The organism is Szabonella alba, from assembly GCF_016765775.1.
GTDB lineage: Bacteria > Pseudomonadota > Alphaproteobacteria > Rhodobacterales > Rhodobacteraceae > Szabonella > Szabonella alba.
Map to the genome: position 1 here is coordinate 422,776 of NZ_JAESVN010000003.1, position 21,561 is coordinate 444,336.

General features: G+C 64.0%; 18 protein-coding genes. 4 read left to right on the plus strand and 14 right to left on the minus strand.

From position 1 onward, the window contains the following. Positions 1 to 109 precede the first annotated feature (109 nt). Positions 110 to 1,033, plus strand: a complete 924-nt coding sequence (gene rocF, locus JL811_RS09705) for an arginase (protein WP_202688401.1) — start codon at positions 110 to 112, stop codon at positions 1,031 to 1,033. 138 nt (positions 1,034 to 1,171) lie between these two features. Here the strand turns inward: rocF and JL811_RS09710 are convergent, their stop codons facing one another. The 5 genes from JL811_RS09710 to JL811_RS09730 form a co-directional block, all read right to left on the minus strand. Further along, complete coding sequence (locus JL811_RS09710; protein ID WP_202688402.1) at positions 1,172 to 2,470, minus strand: branched-chain amino acid ABC transporter permease; 1,299 nt, start codon at positions 2,468 to 2,470, stop codon at positions 1,172 to 1,174. Next, complete coding sequence (locus tag JL811_RS09715; RefSeq protein WP_202688403.1) at positions 2,467 to 3,477, minus strand: branched-chain amino acid ABC transporter permease; 1,011 nt, start codon at positions 3,475 to 3,477, stop codon at positions 2,467 to 2,469. The genes JL811_RS09710 and JL811_RS09715 overlap by 4 nt, the downstream gene beginning before the upstream one ends. 3 nt (positions 3,478 to 3,480) lie before the next feature. After that, positions 3,481 to 4,191, minus strand: a complete 711-nt coding sequence (locus JL811_RS09720; RefSeq protein ID WP_202688404.1) for an ABC transporter ATP-binding protein — start codon at positions 4,189 to 4,191, stop codon at positions 3,481 to 3,483. Between the two features lie 125 nt (positions 4,192 to 4,316). Continuing rightward, positions 4,317 to 5,108 carry an ABC transporter ATP-binding protein gene (locus tag JL811_RS09725; protein ID WP_202688405.1) on the minus strand — a complete coding sequence of 264 codons (792 nt, stop codon included), beginning with the start codon at positions 5,106 to 5,108 and terminating at the stop codon, positions 4,317 to 4,319. 132 nt (positions 5,109 to 5,240) lie between these two features. Further along, positions 5,241 to 6,425 (minus strand): ABC transporter substrate-binding protein, encoded by a 1,185-nt coding sequence (locus JL811_RS09730; protein WP_202688406.1) that lies wholly within the window; start codon positions 6,423 to 6,425, stop codon positions 5,241 to 5,243. 187 nt (positions 6,426 to 6,612) lie between these two features. On the opposite strand from JL811_RS09730, the gene JL811_RS09735 reads away from it, so the two are divergent. After that, a complete protein-coding gene (locus JL811_RS09735; protein ID WP_202688407.1) occupies positions 6,613 to 7,761 on the plus strand; it encodes a PQQ-dependent sugar dehydrogenase in 1,149 nt (382 codons plus the stop codon). Between the two features lie 7 nt (positions 7,762 to 7,768). Here JL811_RS09735 and gluQRS read toward each other — a convergent pair whose 3' ends face one another. From gluQRS to JL811_RS09780, 9 genes are all read right to left on the minus strand, one after another. Further along, on the minus strand, positions 7,769 to 8,620 hold the full coding sequence (gluQRS, locus tag JL811_RS09740; RefSeq protein WP_202688408.1) for a tRNA glutamyl-Q(34) synthetase GluQRS: 852 nt from the start codon (positions 8,618 to 8,620) through the stop codon (positions 7,769 to 7,771). A 4-nt stretch (positions 8,621 to 8,624) separates the two neighbouring features. Then, complete coding sequence (gene trmFO, locus JL811_RS09745; RefSeq protein ID WP_202688409.1) at positions 8,625 to 9,965, minus strand: methylenetetrahydrofolate--tRNA-(uracil(54)-C(5))-methyltransferase (FADH(2)-oxidizing) TrmFO; 1,341 nt, start codon at positions 9,963 to 9,965, stop codon at positions 8,625 to 8,627. A 412-nt stretch (positions 9,966 to 10,377) separates the two neighbouring features. Further along, positions 10,378 to 11,244, minus strand: coding sequence for a LysR family transcriptional regulator (locus JL811_RS09750; protein WP_202688410.1), 867 nt, complete (start codon positions 11,242 to 11,244; stop codon positions 10,378 to 10,380). A gap of 115 nt (positions 11,245 to 11,359) precedes the next feature. Further along, a complete protein-coding gene (gene gyrA / locus JL811_RS09755; protein ID WP_202688411.1) occupies positions 11,360 to 14,080 on the minus strand; it encodes a DNA gyrase subunit A in 2,721 nt (906 codons plus the stop codon). 101 nt (positions 14,081 to 14,181) lie between these two features. Next, positions 14,182 to 14,997 (minus strand): metallophosphoesterase, encoded by an 816-nt coding sequence (locus JL811_RS09760; protein WP_202688412.1) that lies wholly within the window; start codon positions 14,995 to 14,997, stop codon positions 14,182 to 14,184. Positions 14,998 to 15,002: 5 nt separating this feature from the next. Further along, positions 15,003 to 15,839 carry an ABC transporter permease gene (locus JL811_RS09765; RefSeq protein ID WP_202688413.1) on the minus strand — a complete coding sequence of 279 codons (837 nt, stop codon included), beginning with the start codon at positions 15,837 to 15,839 and terminating at the stop codon, positions 15,003 to 15,005. After that, complete coding sequence (locus JL811_RS09770) at positions 15,836 to 16,714, minus strand: ABC transporter permease (protein WP_202688414.1); 879 nt, start codon at positions 16,712 to 16,714, stop codon at positions 15,836 to 15,838. Before JL811_RS09770 ends, JL811_RS09765 begins: the two co-directional genes overlap by 4 nt. 82 nt (positions 16,715 to 16,796) lie before the next feature. Then, positions 16,797 to 17,927 (minus strand): extracellular solute-binding protein, encoded by a 1,131-nt coding sequence (locus JL811_RS09775; RefSeq protein WP_202688415.1) that lies wholly within the window; start codon positions 17,925 to 17,927, stop codon positions 16,797 to 16,799. A gap of 25 nt (positions 17,928 to 17,952) precedes the next feature. After that, positions 17,953 to 19,017 (minus strand): ABC transporter ATP-binding protein, encoded by a 1,065-nt coding sequence (locus JL811_RS09780; protein ID WP_202688416.1) that lies wholly within the window; start codon positions 19,015 to 19,017, stop codon positions 17,953 to 17,955. 138 nt (positions 19,018 to 19,155) lie between these two features. Between JL811_RS09780 and JL811_RS09785 the strand changes: the two genes are divergently transcribed. Beyond that, positions 19,156 to 20,139: a LacI family DNA-binding transcriptional regulator gene (locus JL811_RS09785; protein ID WP_202688417.1), complete on the plus strand. Its 984-nt coding sequence runs from the start codon at positions 19,156 to 19,158 to the stop codon at positions 20,137 to 20,139. Between the two features lie 187 nt (positions 20,140 to 20,326). Continuing rightward, entirely contained in the window at positions 20,327 to 21,451 is a 1,125-nt protein-coding gene (locus JL811_RS09790) for an SLC13 family permease (RefSeq protein ID WP_202688418.1), read from the plus strand. Positions 21,452 to 21,561: the final 110 nt, after the last annotated feature.

Genomic DNA, 21,561 nt, shown 5'->3' on the forward strand with positions numbered 1-21,561 from the left:
GTCATGGGGCCTTTTCGCTTGTCGCGGACCGGCAGAGTGCGGGATAACGCCCCCAGAAAGGCGCCCCGGCCGGTCGGGATGCGCCGGCCCCGGCCGAGAAGGAAAGCCCATGCCGAAATCCTGTCTGCTGATCGGAGCACCCATTGATGCAGGCCAGCGCCGCGCGGGCTGCCTGATGGGGCCTGTCGCCTATCGCGTGGCGGGACTGGCGCAGGCGATCCGCGATCTGGGGCATGAGGCGACCGATCTGGGCGATGTTGCGATGACGCCGCAAATGGATGCCACCTGCGACAATCCGGCCGTGCATTCCCTGGCAGAGGTTCTGGGCTGGACCGCGGCCCTGCGCCGCGTCATGGCCGAGGCGCTGCCGCATGGCTTTCCGATCATCATGGGCGGCGATCATTCGCTGGCGCTTGGCACGGTCGCTGGTGCGGCGGATCATGCCGCGCGGGTGGGGCGGCCGCTGTTCCTGCTCTGGCTGGATGCGCATTCCGATTTCCACACGCCGATGACCACCACATCGGGCAATCTGCATGGCACACCCGTCGCCTATATCGCGGGGCGTTCGGGATTTGCGCCCTTCCCGCCCTTCCCGGCCCCGATCCCGGCGGAACGGATCTGTCTTTACGGCATCCGGTCGGTCGATCCCGCAGAGCATGCGGCGTTGCTGGACCATGATATCGCGATCAATGACATGCGGGTGCTGGACGAACAGGGCGTCGTCGCCCCGCTGCGCGCCTTTCTGGATCAGGTCCGCGCGGCGAATGGCCTGCTGCATGTCAGTCTGGATGTTGATTTCCTCGACCCCGCCATCGCCCCCGCCGTGGGCACGACCGTGCCCGGTGGCACCACCTTCCGCGAGGCGCATCTGGTGATGGAACTGCTGCACGAATCGGAACTGGTCACATCGCTGGATCTGGTAGAGCTGAACCCGTTTCTGGACGATCGCGGCATGACCGCAAAACTGATGGTCGATCTGGTCGGTTCGCTGATGGGACGCAAGGTGTTCGACCGGCCGACGCGCAGCAAGTAGCGCGCCGAAGGGGGGACGGGTCTGAACCCATGGGCAGCTTGGGCAGCGCGCGGGGGCCAGCCCCCGCAACCCCGAGGTATTTTGCCAAGATGAAAGCAGGGACAGGTGATGGGAGAGGGGTTTCCCCCTCTCCCTTGGTCATTTTTCCGGGATCAGGCCGCGTGGGCTGAAGCGCAGCACCAGAAGCAGAATCACACCCATCGTCAGCAGCCGCATATGCGCCGAGGCATCCTGCAGATGCGATTTCAGCCAGGACCCTTCGGCCATGCCCGAGGTGATGCCGGCAATCAGCGCCAGCCCCAGCGGCTCTACCATCACCCAAAGCCACCAGATCAGGAAGCCGCCCAGAACCGCGCCCCAGTTGTTGCCCGAACCGCCGACGATCACCATGACCCAGATCAGGAAGGTGAAGCGCAAGGGCTGATAGGTGCCCGGCGTCAGTTGCCCGTCCAGCGTCGTCATCATCGCCCCGGCAATGCCGATCACCGCCGATCCCAGAATGAAGATCTGCAGATGGCGACGGGTGACATCCTTGCCCATCGCCTCGGCCGCAACCTCATTGTCGCGGATCGCGCGCATCATCCGGCCCCAGGGGCTGCGCAGCGCCATTTCCGACAACCAGACGATGGCCAGCAGCACGACCAGAAACAGCCCGCAATAGGACAGTTTGACAAGAACCGACGAGGCCGTGACCGGATCGAAGCCCCAGCCCTGCGCCCAGTCAAGGAAACCCGGATCGCGCTGCAGGTTCACCTCATAGGGCACCGGGCGCGGCAGGCCGATCACGTTCTTGACGCCGCGCGCCAGCCAGTCCTCATTCTTCATCACGGCGATGACGATCTCGGCAATGCCCAGCGTGGCGATGGCCAGATAGTCCGAGCGCAGGCCAAGCGCCGTCTTGCCGATCACCCAGGCGGCGGCGGCGGCCAGAAGCCCGCCCGCAGGCCAGGCCAGGACCACCGGCAGGCCCAGCCCGCCCAGATTGCCCGAAACCGAAGGGTTGATCGCCTCGACCGCCGCAACATTGGGGTCGAGAACCGCCCGGAACAGGAAGAACCCGCCGATCAGCACCCCCAGCAGCAGCACCATGCGCGCCAGCCCCGGTGCCATGCGTTTATAGACCTGCACCGCTGCCGTGACGGTGACCGCCCCCAGCACCAGCGCCAGCAGGATCCCCGGCCCGCCCGCGCGCCAGGCCTCGGGCTCGGGGGCCGAAGCGGTCAGCACCACCGCAAGCCCGCCAAGCGCCGCAAAACCCATGACGCCGACATTGAACAGCCCCGCATAGCCCCACTGGATATTGACCCCCAGCGCCATGATCGCCGAGACCAGCGCCATTTGCAGGATCGACAGCGAAAGGTTCCAGCTTTGCAGAAAGCCGGTGACCGCGAACAGCAGCCCGACCAGCGCGAAAAGCATGAAATTGCGCCCGTTCATACCGATTTCCCCTTGAAAAGCCCCGTCGGCATGAACAGCAGAACAAGGATGAGGATCGCAAAACTGACCGCGAATTTGTAATCTGTCGACATCAGCTGCACCAGTTCGGTGGGCGCCAGACTGTCCGGCAGAATATAGGTCAGCACCTTTTTCCAGGCATAGGTCACCGTCACCTCGGAAAAGGCGATAACGAACCCGCCCACGATGGCGCCCAGCGGATTGCCAAGCCCGCCGACAATGGCCGATGCGAAGATCGGCAGCAGAAGCTGGAAATAGGTGAAGGGGTTGAAGCTCTTGTCGAGCCCGTAAAGCACCCCCGCCGTGGTCGCCAGCGCCGCCGTGATGATCCATGTCACCGCGACAACCCGTTCGGGATTGATGCCGGACAGAAGTGCCAGATCCTCATTATCGGAATAGGCGCGCATCGACTTGCCCGTGCGGGTGCGGTTCAGAAACCAGAACAGCAGTGCCACCGCAATCACCGCAACCACCACCGTCACCACCTGTGTTGTGCGGATCGCCAGCCCCTCGGCCAGCCCGGTGGCGTCCCGGAACCCGCGCGCGGTGACAAGGAAACGCTCACCATCCGCGAAACTCTGGTCCTGAACGCCGATGATGAAGCGGGTGACCCCGTTCATCACGAACATCACCCCAAGACTGACGATCACAAGGATCGAGGGGCTGACCTTGCGCTTGCGATAGAAGCGATAGACCACCCGGTCCGTGCCCAGCACGACAAGTGCTGTGACCGCAATCGCGAAGGGCAGCGCCAGCAATGCAGTCGGCAGCGGGCCAAAGCTGATACCGGCCGCCTGCAGACCCCATGTCATCAGGATCGCCGCCGTGGTGCCAAGCGCCATCGTATCGCCATGGGCGAAATTCGAGAACCGCAGGATACCATAGATCAGAGTCACCCCCAGCGCACCAAGCGCAAGCTGCGCGCCATAGGCGGTTGCCGGGACAACAACGAAGTTGAGAAATGCCACAAGGGCGTTGAGAAGATCCATGCCTCAGCCCCCCAGAAAAGAACGACGCACCTCCGGGTCGGCCATCAGGGCCTTGCCGGTATCGGTGAAACGGTTTGCGCCCTGCACAAGGACATAGCCCTTGTCGGCAATCTCCAGCGCCTGCCGGGCATTCTGTTCGACCATCAGGATCGAAATGCCGGTGCGCGCCACCTCGATGATGCGGTCGAAAAGCTCATCCATCACGATGGGGCTGACGCCCGCTGTCGGTTCATCCAGCATCAGAACCTGCGGCCGCGTCATCAGCGCACGCCCCACCGCAACCTGCTGGCGCTGCCCGCCCGAAAGTTCCCCTGCGGGCTGGCGGCGCTTTTCCTTGAGGATCGGGAACAGGTCATAGACCTGCGCCATGGTCCCCGAAATATCGTCGCGCCGCAAAAACGCGCCCATTTCCAGATTCTCCTCGACCGTCATCGAGGTGAAGATGTTCGCGGTTTGCGGCACGAAGGCCATGCCCTGCGCCACGCGGTCCTGCGGCGACAGGGCGGTAATATCCACCCCCGCCAGCCGGACCTGACCGGCGCGCAGGTTCAGCATGCCGAAAACCGCCTTCATCGCGGTCGATTTGCCCGCGCCATTGGGGCCGACAATCACCGCGATCTCGCCCTTTTCCACCGCGATGGTGCAGCCATGCAGGATATCCGCCCCGCCATAGCCTCCGGTCATGGCATCCCCGATCAGGAATGGCTCAGCCATGCGTCCGCCCCTTCATCTGTTTGAAAATATCCCCGGAAAATGGAGGTTGGGGGGGTGAGGATTTGCCCCGAAAATCCGAGGGGGGCAGACGGCGCCCCTGCCCGGCCGGAAACTGCACCCAACGGTCACGCATGGGCGACCTCCGCTTTCACCTTGTTCTTCAATCCGGTGCCCAGATAGGCCTCGATCACCCGTTCGTCGTTCTTCACGTCCTCGACCGTTCCTTCTGCCAGAACCTTACCTTCGGCCATGCAGATGACCGGATTGCACAGCCTGCCGATGAAATCCATGTCATGTTCGATCACGCAGAACGTATAGCCGCGTTCCTCGTTCAGGCGGATGATCGCATCGCCGATCGTGTTCAGCAGCGTGCGGTTCACACCCGCGCCCACCTCATCCAGAAAAACGATCTTCGCATCGACCATCATCGTGCGGCCCAGTTCCAGCAGCTTTTTCTGGCCGCCGGAAATCTGGCTGGCCTTCTGATCGGCCAGATGGTCGATGGTCAGGAATTTCAGCACCTCTTGTGCCTTGTCGCGCAGCCGCGCCTCCTCCGCCGCCACGGCGCCGCGCCGGAACCACGCATTCCACAGCGTTTCCCCCAACTGGGCGCCCGGCACCGTCATCAGGTTTTCCAGACAGCTCATCGAGCCGAATTCATGCGCAATCTGGAAGGTGCGCAAAAGCCCCTTGTGAAACAGTTCATGAGGCGTCAGTCCGGTAATATCCTCACCCGCCATCGAAACCCGGCCCGAGGTCGGCTTCAGCCGCCCGGCGATCACGTTGAACAGCGTGGTCTTGCCCGCACCGTTCGGGCCGATCAGCCCGGTGATCGAGCGCTCCGCGATAGACAGCGACGCGCCATCCACGGCATGGAAACCGCCAAAATGCTTGTGAAGCCCGTCAACGACGATCATTCCCTCATACTCCCCTGTCGCCCCGGTCTTTCCGGCCCGTATCGGAGCCGCCGCCAGAGCTTTTGCCTTAAGTCAACGGCCCGGGGCATCATTGCTGCGCCCCGGGCCGTTCCCAGTTCTGTCAGGTCGCGATCAACGGAAGCGGACCGTCTCGATCACGCCGTCCTTGATCTCGATCTCGCGGTAATTGCCCGCACTTTCGCCCGGTCCGATCAGTTCCACCGCTGTCGCGCCGATATAGTCGATCTCGACGCCTTGCGCGATCAGATCCAGCGCCTTGCCCAGTTCGCCCGGCAGGATCGGCTCACCCGGTGCATTGGCCAGATCCATCACCTTGGGGGCCCAGTCCTTGCTGTCGGTCGATCCCGCCGCCGCCATGGCAAGCATGATCAACGCCGCCGCGTCATAGCTTTCCGGGGCAAAGGCGCCAGTGCCTTCAAAGCCCGCAGCCGTCGCCATGCCTTGGAAGATTTCCGCGCCTTCGCTGTCGGTGCCCGGATACTGGCCGAAGCTGCCGGTCAGGCCATCGCCGATATCATCGACCAGTTGCTGTCCGACCATGCCATCGGGCAGAACGAAGGTATCGAAGGCGCCCGAATCGAGGCTGGCCTGAATGATGCCCTTGCCGCCCTTGTCGGTATAGCCCGCCACGACCAGCACATCGCCACCGGCAGCGGCCAGCGCGCCGACCTCGGCCGAATAGTCGGCCTTGTTGTCCTCATGCGCGGCCGAAATGGTGACGGTGCCGCCCGCAGCCTCGAACGCCGCCTGGAAGCTGTCGGCCAGACCCTTGCCGTAATCGTTGTTGGTATAGGTCACGGCGACGGTCTTGATGTCCTTGTCCATCAGGATGTCCGTCATCACGACGCCCTGACGCGCATCCGAGGGTGCGGTGCGGAAGAACAGACCGTCATCCTCGGCGGTGGACAGGCCCGGCGAAGTGGCCGAGGGCGAGATCATCGCAATGCCATTGGGACGCGCCACATTCTGCAGGATCGCACCGGTGACGCCCGAGCAATCCGACCCCATGATCGCCTTGATCCCGTCAGAGGTGACCAGACGTTCGGCGGCGGCGGTGGCGGCGGCGGCATCGACGCAGGTGCTGTCGGCACGGACCGGAACGACGGACGAGCCATCCATGAACTTGCCCGAATCCGTGACTTCCTTCATCGCCAGTTCAGCACCGGCAGCCATGCCGGGCGTGATCGATTCCAGCGGGCCGGTGAAGCCCAGAATGATGCCGATCTTGACCTCTTCGGCCATTGCGGCACCGGCGAACAGTGCGGTCGCGGCAGTGGCGGCAAGCAATTTTTTCATTGGTCTCTCCCATGTTGGACCTTGATCCTGTGCAACAGGTTAGACGCGGCCAAACCAAAAGAAAAGCGCCGAAAAGCAGTGTTATGCGGCCTTTCCCCACGGATTTGTGAGCCTTGGAACGAAGTTTACAAGGTTGCCGCAGCGGCAGGCAGCCCCAGATTGATGGGAAAGCCGCAAAGGAGCCGTCATGCCGAACCCTGCACGCATCCCCCCCGCCCGCAGCATAAATCACCTCCGCGCCCGCGTTGCAGCACCCGCCGCTCTGGCGCTGGCGCTTGCCGCAACCATGTTTGAACCCGGATCACTGGCCGCGCAGGAACTGCGCATAACACCGGTCGTGCAGGGCCTGAATGAACCCTGGGGCGTGGCCTTCCTGCCCGATACCGGCTTTCTGGTGACCGAACGGGGGGGGCGTCTGCTGCATTTCGCGGGCGAAGGGGCTGATCCGGTCGGGGTTTCGGGCCTGCCTGAGATTGCCGTCGGCGGTCAGGGCGGGTTGCTGGATGTGCTGGTGCCGCGCGATTTCGCCCAAAGCCGCCGCATCTGGATCAGTTTCGCCGCCCCCGCCGATGGCGGCGGCGCAGGCACGTCATTGGGATATGGGCACCTGTCCGGGGATGGACGCACGCTGGAGGATTTCCGCATCCTGCATGAACCGGCAGCGCGCAATGGCGGTCGGCATTTCGGCGCGCGACTGGTCGAGGCGGCGGATGGGGTGGTCTTTCTGACAACCGGCGACCGGGGCACCGGCGATCTGGCCCAGGATATCAGCCGACCCGAGGGCAAGGTGCTGGCCTTCGCCCCGACCGGTGCGCCGCAGACCGCCCCCGCCTTCACCTCGATGTCCGATGCGGTGCCGGGACTGCACAGTTTCGGCCATCGCAATATTCAGGGTGCCGCGCTGGATGCCGAGGGTCAGCTTTGGGTCGTCGAACACGGTGCGCGCGGCGGCGATGAGGTCAACCGCGTGGAGGCGGGTCTGAATTACGGCTGGCCGGTGATTTCCTATGGCGTGAATTACAACGGCACGAAGATCGGTGAGGGCACAACGCATCCGGGTATGGAACAGCCCGCCCATTACTGGGATCCCTCTATCGCGCCCTCGGGGCTTACGATCCTGAAGGGCGATCTGTTTCCCGGCTGGCAGGGCCATTTCCTGACCGGCAGCCTGAATTCCGATTTCATCTCACGCCTCGACCCTGCCGACCGGTTCCGCGAATACCGGATTGAGACGCCCGAGACCGGCCGGGTGCGCGATGTGACCGAGGCGCCGGACGGGGCGATCTGGTTCCTGTCGGTGGCCGACGGCGCGCTTTACCGGATGGTACCGGGCTGATTGCGGATCAGACGGGCAACAGGCCGACCCGCGCGCGGATATCCTGCGGGCTGGCCCCTTCGTCGCGGAACTTCGCAATGGCGCGCGCATCGTCGCGCTTGGCCAGCCGCTTGCCCGCCTCATCCCGGATCAGGCGGTGATGGTGATAGACCGGCACCGGCAGGCCAAAGAGATGCAGCAGGATCACCTGCACCGGCGTGAAATCGAACAGGTCCTCCCCCCGGATGACATGGGTGATGCCCTGATCGGCATCGTCGAAGGCCGAGGCGAGGAAATAGGCGACGATATCCTCACCCTTGCGGCTGAGCACGATATCGCCGATCCGCGTGATGGCCTGATCGGGGTCAATGCGGTGGTCCCCGGCCTGTCCGGGGCCGGTTTCGGCAAAGACCGGGAGGTCCGGTCCCAGCCGCGCCAGCGCACGGCCCAGATCCAGCCGCAGCGCATCACCCGGTTGCCGGTCGGACATCGGCCTGCCCCGGCAGGTGCCGGGATAATGCGGATGCACCACCCCCTCTTGTGGCGCCGAAACGGCGGCCCGGATATCGCCGCGGCTGCAGGAACAGGGGTAAAGCAGCCCGGCATCGGCCAGACCTTCCAGCCGTCGGTTATAGTCGGGGATCTTCGGGGACTGGCGGTGCACCGGGCCATCAAACGTCAACCCCAGCCAGTCAAGATCGGCGATGATCGCCGCCTCCCATTCGGGTTTACTGCGTTGGAGGTCGGTGTCTTCCATCCGAAGCAGAAACCGCCCGCCTGCCGCCCGGGCACGGTCATGCGCCAGCATCGCCGAATAGGCATGGCCCAGATGCAATGGGCCGGTGGGCGAAGGTGCGAAACGGGTGACAAATTCACCCATCACATCAATCCTGACCGGCAAGCCATTGGGAAAACGCCTCTTTCGCCCGCGACGTATAGGCAAGATAGCGGTCCTTTCGCCCCTTGCGTCCGCCTTTGGCGTCAATCGGCGGAAACAGCCCGAAATTGACATTCATCGGCTGGAAACTTTTCGCCTCCGCCCCTCCGGTGATATGGGTAATCAGCGCCCCCATCGCGGTTTCGGGCGGCGGCGGCGGCAGATGGCGCCCTGACAGTTCAGCCGCAGCCATCCGGCCTGCAAGCAATCCCATGGCCGCACTTTCGACATAGCCCTCAACCCCGGTGATCTGCCCGGCAAAGCGGATATTGGGGCGAGAGCGCAGCCGCATCCGGTCATCCAGCAGGGTGGGCGAATTGATGAATGTATTGCGGTGAATGCCGCCAAGCCGCGCGAAACTGGCCCGCTCCAGCCCCGGAATCAATTTGAAAACAGCGGTTTGCGCGCCGTATTTCATCTTGGTCTGGAAGCCCACTATATTGTAAAGTGTGCCCAGCTTGTTGTCGCGGCGCAGTTGCACCACGGCATAGGCCTTGACCTGCGGATCATGCGCATTGGTCAGCCCGACGGGCTTCATCGGACCAAAGCGCAGCGTTTCCCGCCCGCGTTCAGCCATCACCTCAATGGGCAGGCAGCCGTCGAAATAGCCTGCCGTCTCCCCCTCATGGAATTCGGTCTTGTCCGCCGCCAGCAGCGCGTCGATGAAGGTTTCATACTGATCCTTCGTCATCGGGCAGTTGATATAGGCGGTGCGTTCCTCTTCCGTCTCGCCCTTGTCATAGCGGCTTTGCCGCCATGCCACGGACATGTCGATGCTGTCTGCATAGACGATCGGGGCAATCGCGTCGAAAAACGCCAGCGCCTCGGCCCCTGTCTCGCCCCGGATGCTGTCGGCCAGCGCCGATGAGGTCAGCGGCCCGGTCGCGATGATCCATTGGCCGTCCTGCGGCAGTTCGGTGATCTCCTCACCGCTGACAGTTACGCGGGGATGGGCCCGCAGGCGCGCCGTGACAGCGGCAGAAAACGCATCGCGGTCCACCGCCAGCGCACCGCCCGCAGGCAGTTTATGCGCCCGGGCGCAGTCCATCACCAGACCACCCGCCGCCGTCATTTCCCAGTGCAACAGCCCCACGGCATTGCGTTCGTCATCATCCGAGCGGAAGGAATTGGAGCAGACCATCTCGGCCAGATCGCCAGTGCGATGCGCGAAAGTACCGGTTTTCGGGCGCATCTCATGGATCACCACATCCACGCCCGCCTCGGCCGCCTGCCATGCCGCCTCTGATCCGGCCATCCCGCCGCCGATGATATGCAGCTTCTGCGTCATGCTGTCCTCCGGGTCCGTTGCGACCGGGATAGGACGAAAGCCGGGCAAGGGAAAGGCCAGAAAAAACCGCCATTCACAAGGAATGGCGGTTCAAGTTGAGAGCGTGTAGGTTACAAACCGAACTCGTGACAAACCCGTCCGAAAGACGGCGGACAGGGCGAGGGTTCGACACGCCCCATGTCCGGCCTTTCAATTTCAAATGAGCATGCGATCCTGACCGAAATCCGCCTGTGCTTGCGTGCCGGAAGTCTAAGCCTCATTCCGGGGCGGATGGTGGTGCAGTCAGAGGGAACACCCTCTTAGCCCACCGCAACAGACTGCCCGTAACAGATTGACAGAAAAATACTCTCGGCCTCAGGTTGTTTTATGCTCGTTATCTTCACCTTCAGGCACAGCGCACCCGATCACAACCCTATAAATCCGAAACATCGGGTTTACAGGAATGACGAATTTCGCATTTTGCAAAACTTGCGAGGATCCAGTCGACCGTTGCCCGCAATGCACGGTCATTGCGCCGGGTCTCGTGATAGGTCAGCCAGAGATCGGACTGGATCTCCATGCCGGTCCAGACCGGCTCCAGCCGGTCATCGGCAGCGGCAAGGATATCGGGCAGCAGACCGGGCAGACCGGTAGCAAGGATCGCCTCGCGCAGATGGCCGAACTGCGAGACGCGCAGCGATGGCGGGCAACCGAGAATTTCTGCCGCGCGGCGCATGGGCGCAAAATCATCCAGATCGCGCGTCAGCCCCGCCCAACGGTCCATCCTGCGGGTTCCGACCGGACGGTAAAGCCGGAATCCGGTGGCACCGGCGCGGCGCGTCACCAGCCGCCCCCCTTCGGGTTGCCCGTGCCGCAGCAGGATATCGCAATCGCCCAGCCCCTGCTCCATCGCCCGGTCATGGATCGTCAGTTCAACATGTTCGGGCAATTCCCCAGCCTCGGTCATGTTCGGCAGCAGGATGCAGGAGGCGATATAGGGCGGACAGCCAAGCGCCAGCGCCGTCGTGACCCGCGTCGAGGCATCATTGAGATTGTTGTGCTGCACTTCCATCTCATCCGCGAACCGGCTGATCACCTCCAGCACCGGTTCAAGATCCGGATTGAGGACCCAGCGTTCGCCCCGGCGGCTGAAAACGGGAAAGCCGAATCTGTGATTCACCTTCTCGATCCGGCGTGAAACGGTCGCGGTTGTGGTGTTCAGCCTGCGCGCGACTGCCGCCATCGTGCCCAGACGATGCAGATGATGCATGAAGCGGTAGTCATCCCAGGAATGCGGCATCGGTTATTCCGTAACACCGGGGCAGCACAGGGTCTGCCGTAAATGAATTTCGGGCGGATGCCGTGGCATCCGCCCGCCAATGTGGGGCAACGCAAGAGGTCGGTTCCGGTTCCCGTCAGGTCGGATCGCCCTGTTCGGCAACCCGCGCGACCGAGACAACTTGCTCTCCAGCCGTCACGTTGAAGACGCGCACCCCGCCCGCCGAACGCGAACGGAAGCTGATCTGATCGACCGGAACCCGGATCGACTGACCGGTTGAGGTGGCCAGCATGATCTGATCGGACATCTCGACCGGGAATGAGGCCACAAGCCGCCCGCCCCGCATCGCCTTGTCCATGGCCGTGACGCCCATGCCGCCGCGCCCGCGCACCGGATAGCCATGGCTTGACGACAGCTTGCCCGCCCCGCCGGTGGTGATGGTCAGGATCAGATCCTCGGATGCCGACATTTCGGCATAGCGTTCGGGCGAAAGCTGCCCGCTGGCCACGCCGTCCTCTTCCTCGTCGCTTTCGGCCTCATCCTCGGTCACGCCTGCCATCAGGCGGCGCTGTTTCAGATAGGCCACGCGTTCCTCGGGGCTGGCCTCGAAATGCCGGATGATCGACATCGAGACCACCTTGTCCCCTGTTGCCAGACGGATGCCCCGCACCCCGGTTGAGCCGCGCGACTTGAAGACGCGGATTTCCGTGGTGGAAAAGCGGATCGCCCGGCCAAGTTCGGTGACCAGCATCACATCGTCATTCTCATCCGCGATGGCGGCATTCACAAGCGTCACGCCTTCCGGCAGCCGCATCGCGATCTTGCCGTTGCGCATGACATTGGTGAAATCCGACAGATCGTTCTGACGCACATCGCCATCCGAGGTTGCAAAGACGATCTGCAGATTTTCCCAGTTTTCTTCGGGTTCATCCACCGGCATCAGTGCTGCGATGGTGATGCCGGACTGGATTGGCAGGACGTTGACCATGGCCTTGCCCCGGGCCGTGCGTCCCGCCAGCGGCAGACGCCATGTCTTGAGCTTGTAGACCATGCCATCGGTGGTGAAAAACAAAAGCCATGTATGGGTATTGGCAACGAACAGCGTGGTGACCACGTCATCCTCTTTCGTCGCCATCGAGGCCAGACCCTTGCCGCCCCGGTTCTGCTGGCGGAATTCGGCCAGCGGCGTACGCTTGATATAGCCTCCGCTCGTGATGGTGACGACCATATCCTCCCGCTCGATAAGGTCTTCATCCTCCATATCGCCGGCCCAGTCCACGATCTCGCTGCGGCGGGGCACGGCGAACAATTCGCGCACCTCGCGCAGCTCATCCGAGATGATGGCCATGATCCGGTCGCGCGAGGACAGGATATCAAGGTAATCCTTGATCTTCGCGGCCAGTTCTTCCAGCTCGTCTGTGACTTCCTTGACCCCAAGCTGCGTCAGGCGCTGCAGACGCAGTTCCAGAATGGCGCGGGCCTGTGTTTCGGACAGGTTGTAGGTTCCGTCCTCATTCATCTTGTGGGCCGGATCGTCGATCAGCAGGATGAAGGGCGCGATCTCGGCCGCAGGCCAGCGTCGCGTCATCAGCTTTTCGCGCGCCTCGGCCGCATCGGCACTGGCGCGGATCGTGCGCACGACCTCATCGACATTGGAAACGGCCACGGCCAGACCGCACAAAACATGGCTGCGTTCGCGCGCGCGGCGCAATTCATAGGCCGTGCGCCGGGCCACCACATCCTCACGGAAGGTGATGAAATGCGACAGGAAATCGCGCAGCGTCAGTTGTTCGGGCCGCCCGCCGTTCAGCGCCAGCATGTTGCAGCCGAACGAGGTCTGCATCGGTGTGAAGCGGAATAGCTGGTTCAGCACCACATCGGGCGTCGCGTCGCGCTTCAGTTCGATCACCACACGCACGCCGATCCGGTCGGATTCGTCGGCCACGCCGGAAATGCCCTCGATCCGCTTTTCGCGCACCATGTCGGCGATTTTCTCGATCATCGAGGCCTTGTTCACCTGATAGGGGATCTCGTCGATGACGATGGCGAACCGGTCCTTGCGGATCTCCTCGACCCGGGTCTTTGACCGGATGATGACCGAGCCGCGTCCCTCCAGATAGGCCTTGCGCGCGCCCGAGCGGCCAAGGATCAGCGCCCCTGTGGGAAAGTCCGGCGCCGGGATGATCTCCATCAGCGCCTCGGTCGAGAGATCCGGATTCTCGATCAGCGCCAGCGTGCCGTCGATCACCTCACCCAGATTATGCGGCGGGATATTGGTCGCCATGCCGACCGCGATCCCGCCCGCGCCATTGACCAGCATATTCGGAAAGCGCGCAGGCAGAACCGTGGGTTCGCGATCCTTGCCGTCGTAATTGTCCTGAAAATCGACGGTTTCCTTGTCGATATCGGCCAGAAGGAAGGCGGCGGGTTTGTCCATCCGCACCTCGGTATAGCGCATGGCGGCGGCGTTATCGCCATCCATGGACCCGAAATTCCCCTGCCCGTCCAACAGCTTGAGCGACATCGAGAAGGGCTGCGCCATGCGCACCAGCGCGTCATAGATCGCGGAATCCCCATGGGGGTGATATTTCCCCATCGTGTCACCCACAGGGCGCGCAGATTTGCGGTAAGCCTTGTCATGGCTGTTACCGGATTCGTGCATCGCATAAAGGATACGCCGATGCACCGGTTTCAGACCATCGCGCAGATCGGGGATCGCGCGGGAGACGATCACGCTCATCGCGTAATCGAGATAGGCGGTCTTCATTTCCTCGGCGATTGAAACGGTCGGCCCGGAAAAGGCGGGGCGTTCGGGGGCCGGCCCTGCGTTATCAATGTCTTCCGGTGAGTCGGTCACGGCACTGCACTTTCTGCTTCCGGGGCGCTGGTCGGGCCCGATATCTAGTTGCCCGGACTATAGACCAAGCAAGATGGGGGGTGCAATGGCGACAGGTCCTGTCAGGGGAATCCGGCCCGCGGCACGGCGGGCAGATCGTCGCGCGGCGGCAACGCCAGCAAGGCGGGATGGGTGAAGAACTGCCCGTCGGCGCGGCGGTGATGCATCCACCAGACGAATGGCCCGTCGGTCAGCGGCGGCTCGTCCTCCCCGTCAAAGCCGAAGGCATATTGAAAGGCCGGACTGCCCGCCACGGCGGCATACCCACCTGCCCATAGGCCGTGAAAGGCCTGATGCACATGCCCGCAAAGCAGTCGTACCGGCACCGGACTGGCGCGCAGGATGGCCTCAAGCCGCGCGCCACCCTGGCGCAGGGCGCTGGCATCCCAATGGGCATTGCCCGAGGGAAAGGGCGGGTGGTGCAGCATCAGGAACACCGGATCGCGCCCCTGCTGCAGCCGCGCCTCGAACCAGTCCAGCTGATCGTCCCCAAGCGCGCCTTCCACCTTGCCGGGGATCAGGCTGTCCAGTCCGATCACCCGCAGCCCGTCAAAGCCCATCTCAAAGCGCAGATCGGTCGGGCCGTAGGGAATATCGGCGCCAAAGGCCGCGCGCATCTCGTTCCGCCGGTCGTGATTGCCGGGCACGACCAGCACCGGCATCGTCAGGGGCGCAAGGATGTCGCGCGCCAGCGCATAATCGGCCGCCGAACCGCCATCGGCCAGATCACCGGTGATCAGCACCAGATCAGGCCGCTGCAAGCGCGACATCAGGTCCACCACCACCAACCGTGCGATGGCTGCCGCGTCGCGGCGCACGGGCGCGGTTTCGGGCGGCCCGGCAGAGATGTGAAAATCCGACAGATGGGCAATCAGCATCCGCGTCACCTTCCGATCCGCGACAGGACATCGGCCTTCAGGAACCGCTCGATCACCAGCATGAAACCGACCGAGGGGATCAGCAGGATCAGCGCGGTGATCGCGGCAATCTGGTAATTCCCGCCCATCGAGGCGTTGAACATCAGGATCGGCAGGGTCGAGATATCGGGCGTGCCGACAAAGAACGTGCCGGTGAATTCATCGATGCTGTCCAGAAAGACGAAGATAGAGGCCGCGACCAGCCCCGGAAAGGCCTGCGGCAGAGTGATGTCGCGAAAGGTCCACAAGGGGCCCGCGCCAAGATTGCGCGCGGCCTCCTCCATCGAGCGGTCCACGGCGGCAAAGGCGGCTGTCGCGATCCAGACCGCATAGACCAGCCCCGGCAGCGAATGCACCAGAACCACACCGAAATAGGTGCCGTTCAGCCCCATGCCGTAAAACATCCGCGCGATATTGACGAAGATCGGCAGGCTGGGAAAGGCCTGCGGCAAGAGAAACAGCAGCATGATGACCGATCGCAGCGGCAAGGCCAGCCGCGCCAGCGCATAGCCCGCAGGCACTGCCAGCACCATCGAGAGCAGAACCGTCGAAAGCGCGATCCAGACCGAGGCGAAAAGAGAATCCCATGCCCCCGCCCGGGGGCGGAACACCCGGTGCCAGAAATCGAACCCGTATTCGGTGGGATAGCGCGCCGGAAAGAACCATTTTTCCGCAAAGGCCCAAAGCAGCAGATTGCCCAGCGGCCCGAAGACCGCAAAGGCGCAAAGCCCGATCATCAATGCGGGCAGCAGATGCCCCGGCAGACGGCGCAGCGCGCCCGTGAAGGCGGCGGGGGTGGTCATCGTTCCGACTCCCGTCGCTGGGCCATGGTCATGCGCAGATAGGCAAATGCCGCAAGGGCGGTGAGGATATAGGAAAACAGGCCCAGCGCATTGGCGACCGGATAATCGCCATAATAAGTCACGCGATGCGCCATCATCGCGGTCATCATTGTCGGATTGCCCGCAATCAGCATCATCGGCACCGACAGGACCGACATGATGGTGACCAGCGACAGAATCAGCCCGACCAGCAGCGTGCCCCTGACCTGCGGCAACAGGATCTGGATCAGACAGCGCAACCGCCCTGCCCCCATATTCCGCGCGGCCTCGATGGTGGAGCGGTCGACCGAGGCCATGGCCCCGGCCAGAAGCAGTGTCACGAAAGGCACCTGTTTCCACGCGAAGGTCAGGACCAGCCCGCGCCAGTCCAGCAGGCTTTGCGCCATGGCCGGATCCATCAGCCCGCTGTCGATCAGCAGAGAGTTAAACAACCCGTTGCGCGCAAGGAAACTGCGCGCGGTCTGGCCCGCCACGATGAAGGGAATGAACAAGGGCCAGCGATACAGCCAGCGCAGCGCCGCCACCGCCCAGGGCGTGGCCCCGAGTGTCAGATAGCCCGCAATCGCGATGGACAGAACGGCTATCAGCGCCAGCGAGGACAGTGCCACGAAGATCGTGAACAGCACATCCCGCCCGTAAAGCTCTGCCGCAACGCGCAGATGCGCGGTGGTGAACCCGCCTTCGGCATCGACAAAGGCAAAGACCACCGACCGGACAAGCGGCAGGACATACAGAAAGCCGATGGCCAGCAGCGCAGGGGCCACCAGCATCAGGCCGGGAAGCAGGGCCCGGAACGGGCCGGGCGCCTTGGGCGCTGCGGTGCGGGATAGGGTCATGGCGCCCTCGGGTCGGATGGCAATGACGGCAGAGGCGCGGAGGGTATCCCCCGCGCCCCGGCCCCGGTTTTCAGGGTCGCGATCAGTTCGCAACCTCACGTTCATAGGATTCGAGGATGGCGCGGAAGTAGTCTGCCTGCGGCATCGACATGCCGCGTTCGGCCAGCAACTCGGGCGTCACATCAGTGAACAGCGCCCCCCATTCCGCTTCGGTCAGATTCTCGCGCACCGCATTGGCGTCGATCCCCGGAAGCCAGTTGAAGCGCCGCACGATGCCTTCTGCCTGCACCTCGGGTGAACTCGCCATCTCAATGAACTTTACCGCCAGATCGGCCTCGGCCGCCTTTTCCGGCACGACGTAATACATCGGCTGACCGGGCATGCCGGGGGCGGGGATCAGCAGTTTCAGATCGGGGTTCAGCCGCCCGTCCGCCACCCATGTATAGAACATGTCCATCCAGACCGGCCCCATTGCGATCTCACCACGATTGAGCGCATCCAGCGTTCCGGCATTGCCCGGGGTGATCGTGACATTGGCGTTGAAGGCTTTCAGCCCTTCCAGCGCCGGGGTCCATTGCGCGGGGGCATCCGCCTCATAGGGGCCGTTGCGCAACTGCTCGGCCATGTCGGAAAACGCATACATCCAGCCAAAGACAAAACCCACGCCCGCCATGCCGCCGGTGATGCCGTTATAGCCGAACTGCCCCGGATTGGCGGCGGCCCAGTCCACCAGATCCGCATAGCTTTGCGGCGGTTCGGTCACCAGCGCGGGATTATAGGCAAGGGCGATCTGGCTTTGGAACATCGGGATCACATAGCCCGCCACATCGACCCCCAGCGCGCTTTCGGCATTGGCCGCCGTCACCAGATCCGACGTTGCCGCCCGGTCGCGATAGGACTGCAGCAGTCCTTCGGCCACCAACTGTCCCGCCATGCGCTGATGCACGACCCCGACATCGACATCCCATGTGTCGGCCTCCTTCTGCGCGGCCAGCTTTTCATAAAGCGCCTGACTGCCGCCATCACCGGGGCCGGTGCCCAGCGCGCGCACGGTCACGCCGGGATTGGCGGCCTCGAATTTCGGGCCCAGATAATCGTTGATGTAATCCACCATATTCGTGTCACCCGCCGTGACCACATTCAGGGTCTGGGCGGTGGCAGGCAGGGCAAGGGCTGTGGCAAGCACGGCACCAAGGGCGAAAGAGGGTTTCATGGACAGGTCTCCACTTTGGGTTGGATCAATGGGACAGGAGTTCAGGGGACGGACGCGCCGTCGCCCCGCTATCAGGCCGGGTTTCACGGGGCAGCAGCCTGTGGTCAGTGCCGAAACCCATCAGGGCGGCGGCAGGAACGGTGACGCAGACCTCGGTCTGCAGCGCGACGGGCAAGCCTGAGACCGCGGCGATGACCTCATCGCCCGCAGCGATCTGCAGGTGATAGCCGCCCCCGGCATAGGCGCAGTCCAGCACCCTGCCCCGGCGGTTCAGCGCACCCGTTCCGGGGGCCCCGGCCAGCCGGGCATCGCCACTGCGAAAGCCGATGGTCGCGGCTGCGACCGGATCTTCGGGACGCCCCGCCAGCAGATTGTCGACGCCCAGAAAGCGCCCGGCCTCCAGATCGGCGGGACGGGAATAAAGCTCTTCCGGCGGGGCGACCTGAACGATCCGGCCCGCACGCATCAGCACGATCGTATCGGCCATCGACAGCGCCTCTTCCTGATCATGGGTGACCATGATCGTGGTGATGCCCAGTTTCTGCTGCAGCCGCCGCAATTCACCGCGCAGGTTGCGCCGGATCGCGGCATCCAGATTGGACAGCGGCTCATCCAGCAGCAGGATCGGCGGATCGACGATCAGCGCGCGACCCAGCGCCACCCGCTGGCGCTGCCCGCCCGAAAGGCTGGTCACCCGGCGCGGCCCGAAGCCCGGAAGGTCCAGGAGTTCGAGGATCCGTTCGGCCCGCGCCTCGCGCTCGGCCCGGGCGATGCCGCGCAGTTTCAGCGGATAGGTCAGATTGCCCGCCACCGTCATATGCGGCCAGAGCGCATAGGACTGGAACACCATCGCCGTTTCGCGCTTTTCCGGCGGCAGGGCCGCAATGGACCGCGCCCCGATGCGGATATCCCCGGAACTGGGCGGCGCAAATCCGGCAATGGCGCGCAACAGCGTGGTCTTGCCACAGCCCGACGGCCCCAGCAGGCAGGTGAAGCTTCCCGCCTGCACATCCAGCGACAGATCTTCCAGAATATTTGCCCCGCCAAGCCGGATCGACAGCCCTTGCAGCGCCAGCGCCTCGACTCCCATATCGTCCTCCCCCGACCTGGTTTTGCAAGCGTGTGCAATCATGGTTCCTGACTCGCAGCCCTTCTGTCAAGAATATTTAATGTTGAACTGTGACAGGCACATGACTATTGTGAAAGCGCGTTCAATAAGGGTTTGCCGATGCGTGTAACGGCCGATGATGTGGCGGCAAGGGCCGGAGTCTCGCGCTCGGCGGTGTCGCGTGCCTTCACCCCGGGCGCCAGCATCCAGCCCGAAAAGCGCGCGCATATCCGCGCTGTCGCCGATGAACTGGGCTATCGCCCCAATCTGATGGCGCGCGGGCTGACCGGGGGGGCGACAGGGCTGATCGCCGTGGTGGTCGGCACGATCTCGAACCCATATGAAAGCTGGTTTCTTGATGTTCTGTCGCAGCAGATCCGCGCGCTGGGGCTCTGGCCGCTGCTGGTTCCGGTCTCGCCGGGGCAGGAGATCGAACCTGCGCTGGACCATGCGCTGGATTATCAGGTCGATGGTGCGGTGATCGCGGCGGGATCGGTCAACCGCAAGCTGGCCGAACGCTGTTCGTCGCGTGGCGCGCCGATTGTCGTGGTGGGGCGCGTGCTGGAGGGGGGCGGTGCCGATTCGGTCTGCTGCGACAACCATGCCGGCATGGCGATGATCGCCGAACGGCTGGCGGCAACCGGGCGCAGCCGGATCGGCTGGATCGGCGGGCGGGATGAGACCTTTTCCAATGTCGAGCGGTTTAAGGGGCTGGAGGCGGCATTGGCGGCGCAGGGGCTGGCGCTGGTGGCCACGCGGCGCGGCGATTATTCGGTCGACAGCGGCATGGCGCAGGCGCTGGCCATGCTGACCGGCCCCGAACGCCCCGACGCGATTGTCTGCGGCAATGATGCCATGGCCATCGGCGCGATCTCCGCCGCGCGCAGGCTGGGCATCGCGGTGCCCGGGGCGCTGGCCGTGGCGGGGTTTGACGACATACCGGCGGCGGCATGGGAACCCTACAGCCTGACCACCGTGGCCAATCCGGTTGCCCGCACGGTGGAAGAGGCGTTGCGCCTTTTGGCCCGCCGCATTGCCGGTGAGGCGGGCTCGCCCGAGACGATCCGCATCGCGCCCGCCTTTCGCCAGCGCGCCAGCCTGTGACCCCCACGCGCCCTCCCCGGACAGACGCGGACCGGACCGCACGGCAAGGCGCCTTTATTTCCGTCCTTGCTTGGGGCATGGGGGATTGTTGCCCCCCGCGCGGCGTGGCAATTTGCGCGCAAGGCAGAGTCGGGACCGACAAGGCCCCACGACCCCATGTCCGCCCTGCCCCGAGACGCCCCCGATCATGATGCACCCTTCCCCCGCCGCGCCCGGCCGGTTCCTTCAGTGGTTGCGCGCGGAATGGCTGCTGGTCCTTCTTCTGATCCTGCTGCCGCCGCTTTTGTGGCTGGTGCCGCAAGAGGGCGCGCAACTGGCCGCGCTGATCGACTGGAAGACGATCGGTGCGCTGGCAGGCCTGATGGTGCTGAGCCGGGGGCTGGAGCTGAGCGGCGCCATCGACCGGGCCGGGCGCAGTCTGCTGGCGCGACTGGGCAATGAGCGTCGCCTTGCGCTGGCGCTGGTTCTGTTTGCAGCGCTGCTGGCGGCGGTGGTGACGAATGATGTGGCGCTGTTTGTCACCGTGCCGCTGACATTGTCACTGGCGCGGATCCTGCCCCTGCGGACCGGTCGGTTGGTGATCTTTCAGGCGCTGGCGGTCAATGCCGGGTCGACCCTGTCCCCGGTCGGCAATCCGCAGAACCTGTTTCTATGGCAGATCTCGGGTCTGGGCTTTGGTGAGTTTCTGATGACGATGCTGCCCCTGGGGCTGGCGATGCTGGCGGTGCTGATCCTGCTGGTGCCGCTGGGATTTGCCCCGCACCGCCTGCCTTCAAGGCGCGATGTGCCCACCCCGCCTTTGCAGCGCGGGCTGATGATCCTTTCGCTGGCGGCCTATCCGCTGTTTCTGGCGCTGGTCAATGCGGGCCATGCCCTGCCTGCCGCCATGGCGGTCATCGCCCTTTATGCGATTGCCTTTCGCGGCCTTCTGCGCGGGATCGACTGGCCGCTTCTGCTGGTTTTCGTGCTGATGTTCCTGGATCTGGGCCTGCTGGGCCGCCTGCCCGTCATTGCCGATCTGGTGCCGCGCGCGCTGCACCTGCCGGGCGGGGCCTATACGCTGGGCGCGCTGCTGTCGCAGGGCATGTCGAATGTTCCGGCGGCAATCTTTCTGGCGCCCTTCAGCCCCGACCTGCAGGCGCTGGCCTGGGGGGTCAGTGTCGGTGGCTTCGGGCTGGCCATCGGATCACTGGCCAATCTGATCGCATTGCGGCTGGCGCGGGTGCCGGGGCTTTGGCGCGAATTCCACCTGTGGTCGCTGCCGGTCTTTGCGCTGAGCCTTGCCGCCGGGGCCCTGCTTTTGCCCGGCTGAGCAGGCTGACCCGGACAGAGAGGGGGCTGTCTGCCCCCTCGGCGCATGCTGCGCCTCACCCCCGAAGGTGTTTTGGCCAAGATGAACGCGGCAGACGGCAAGAATGCAAC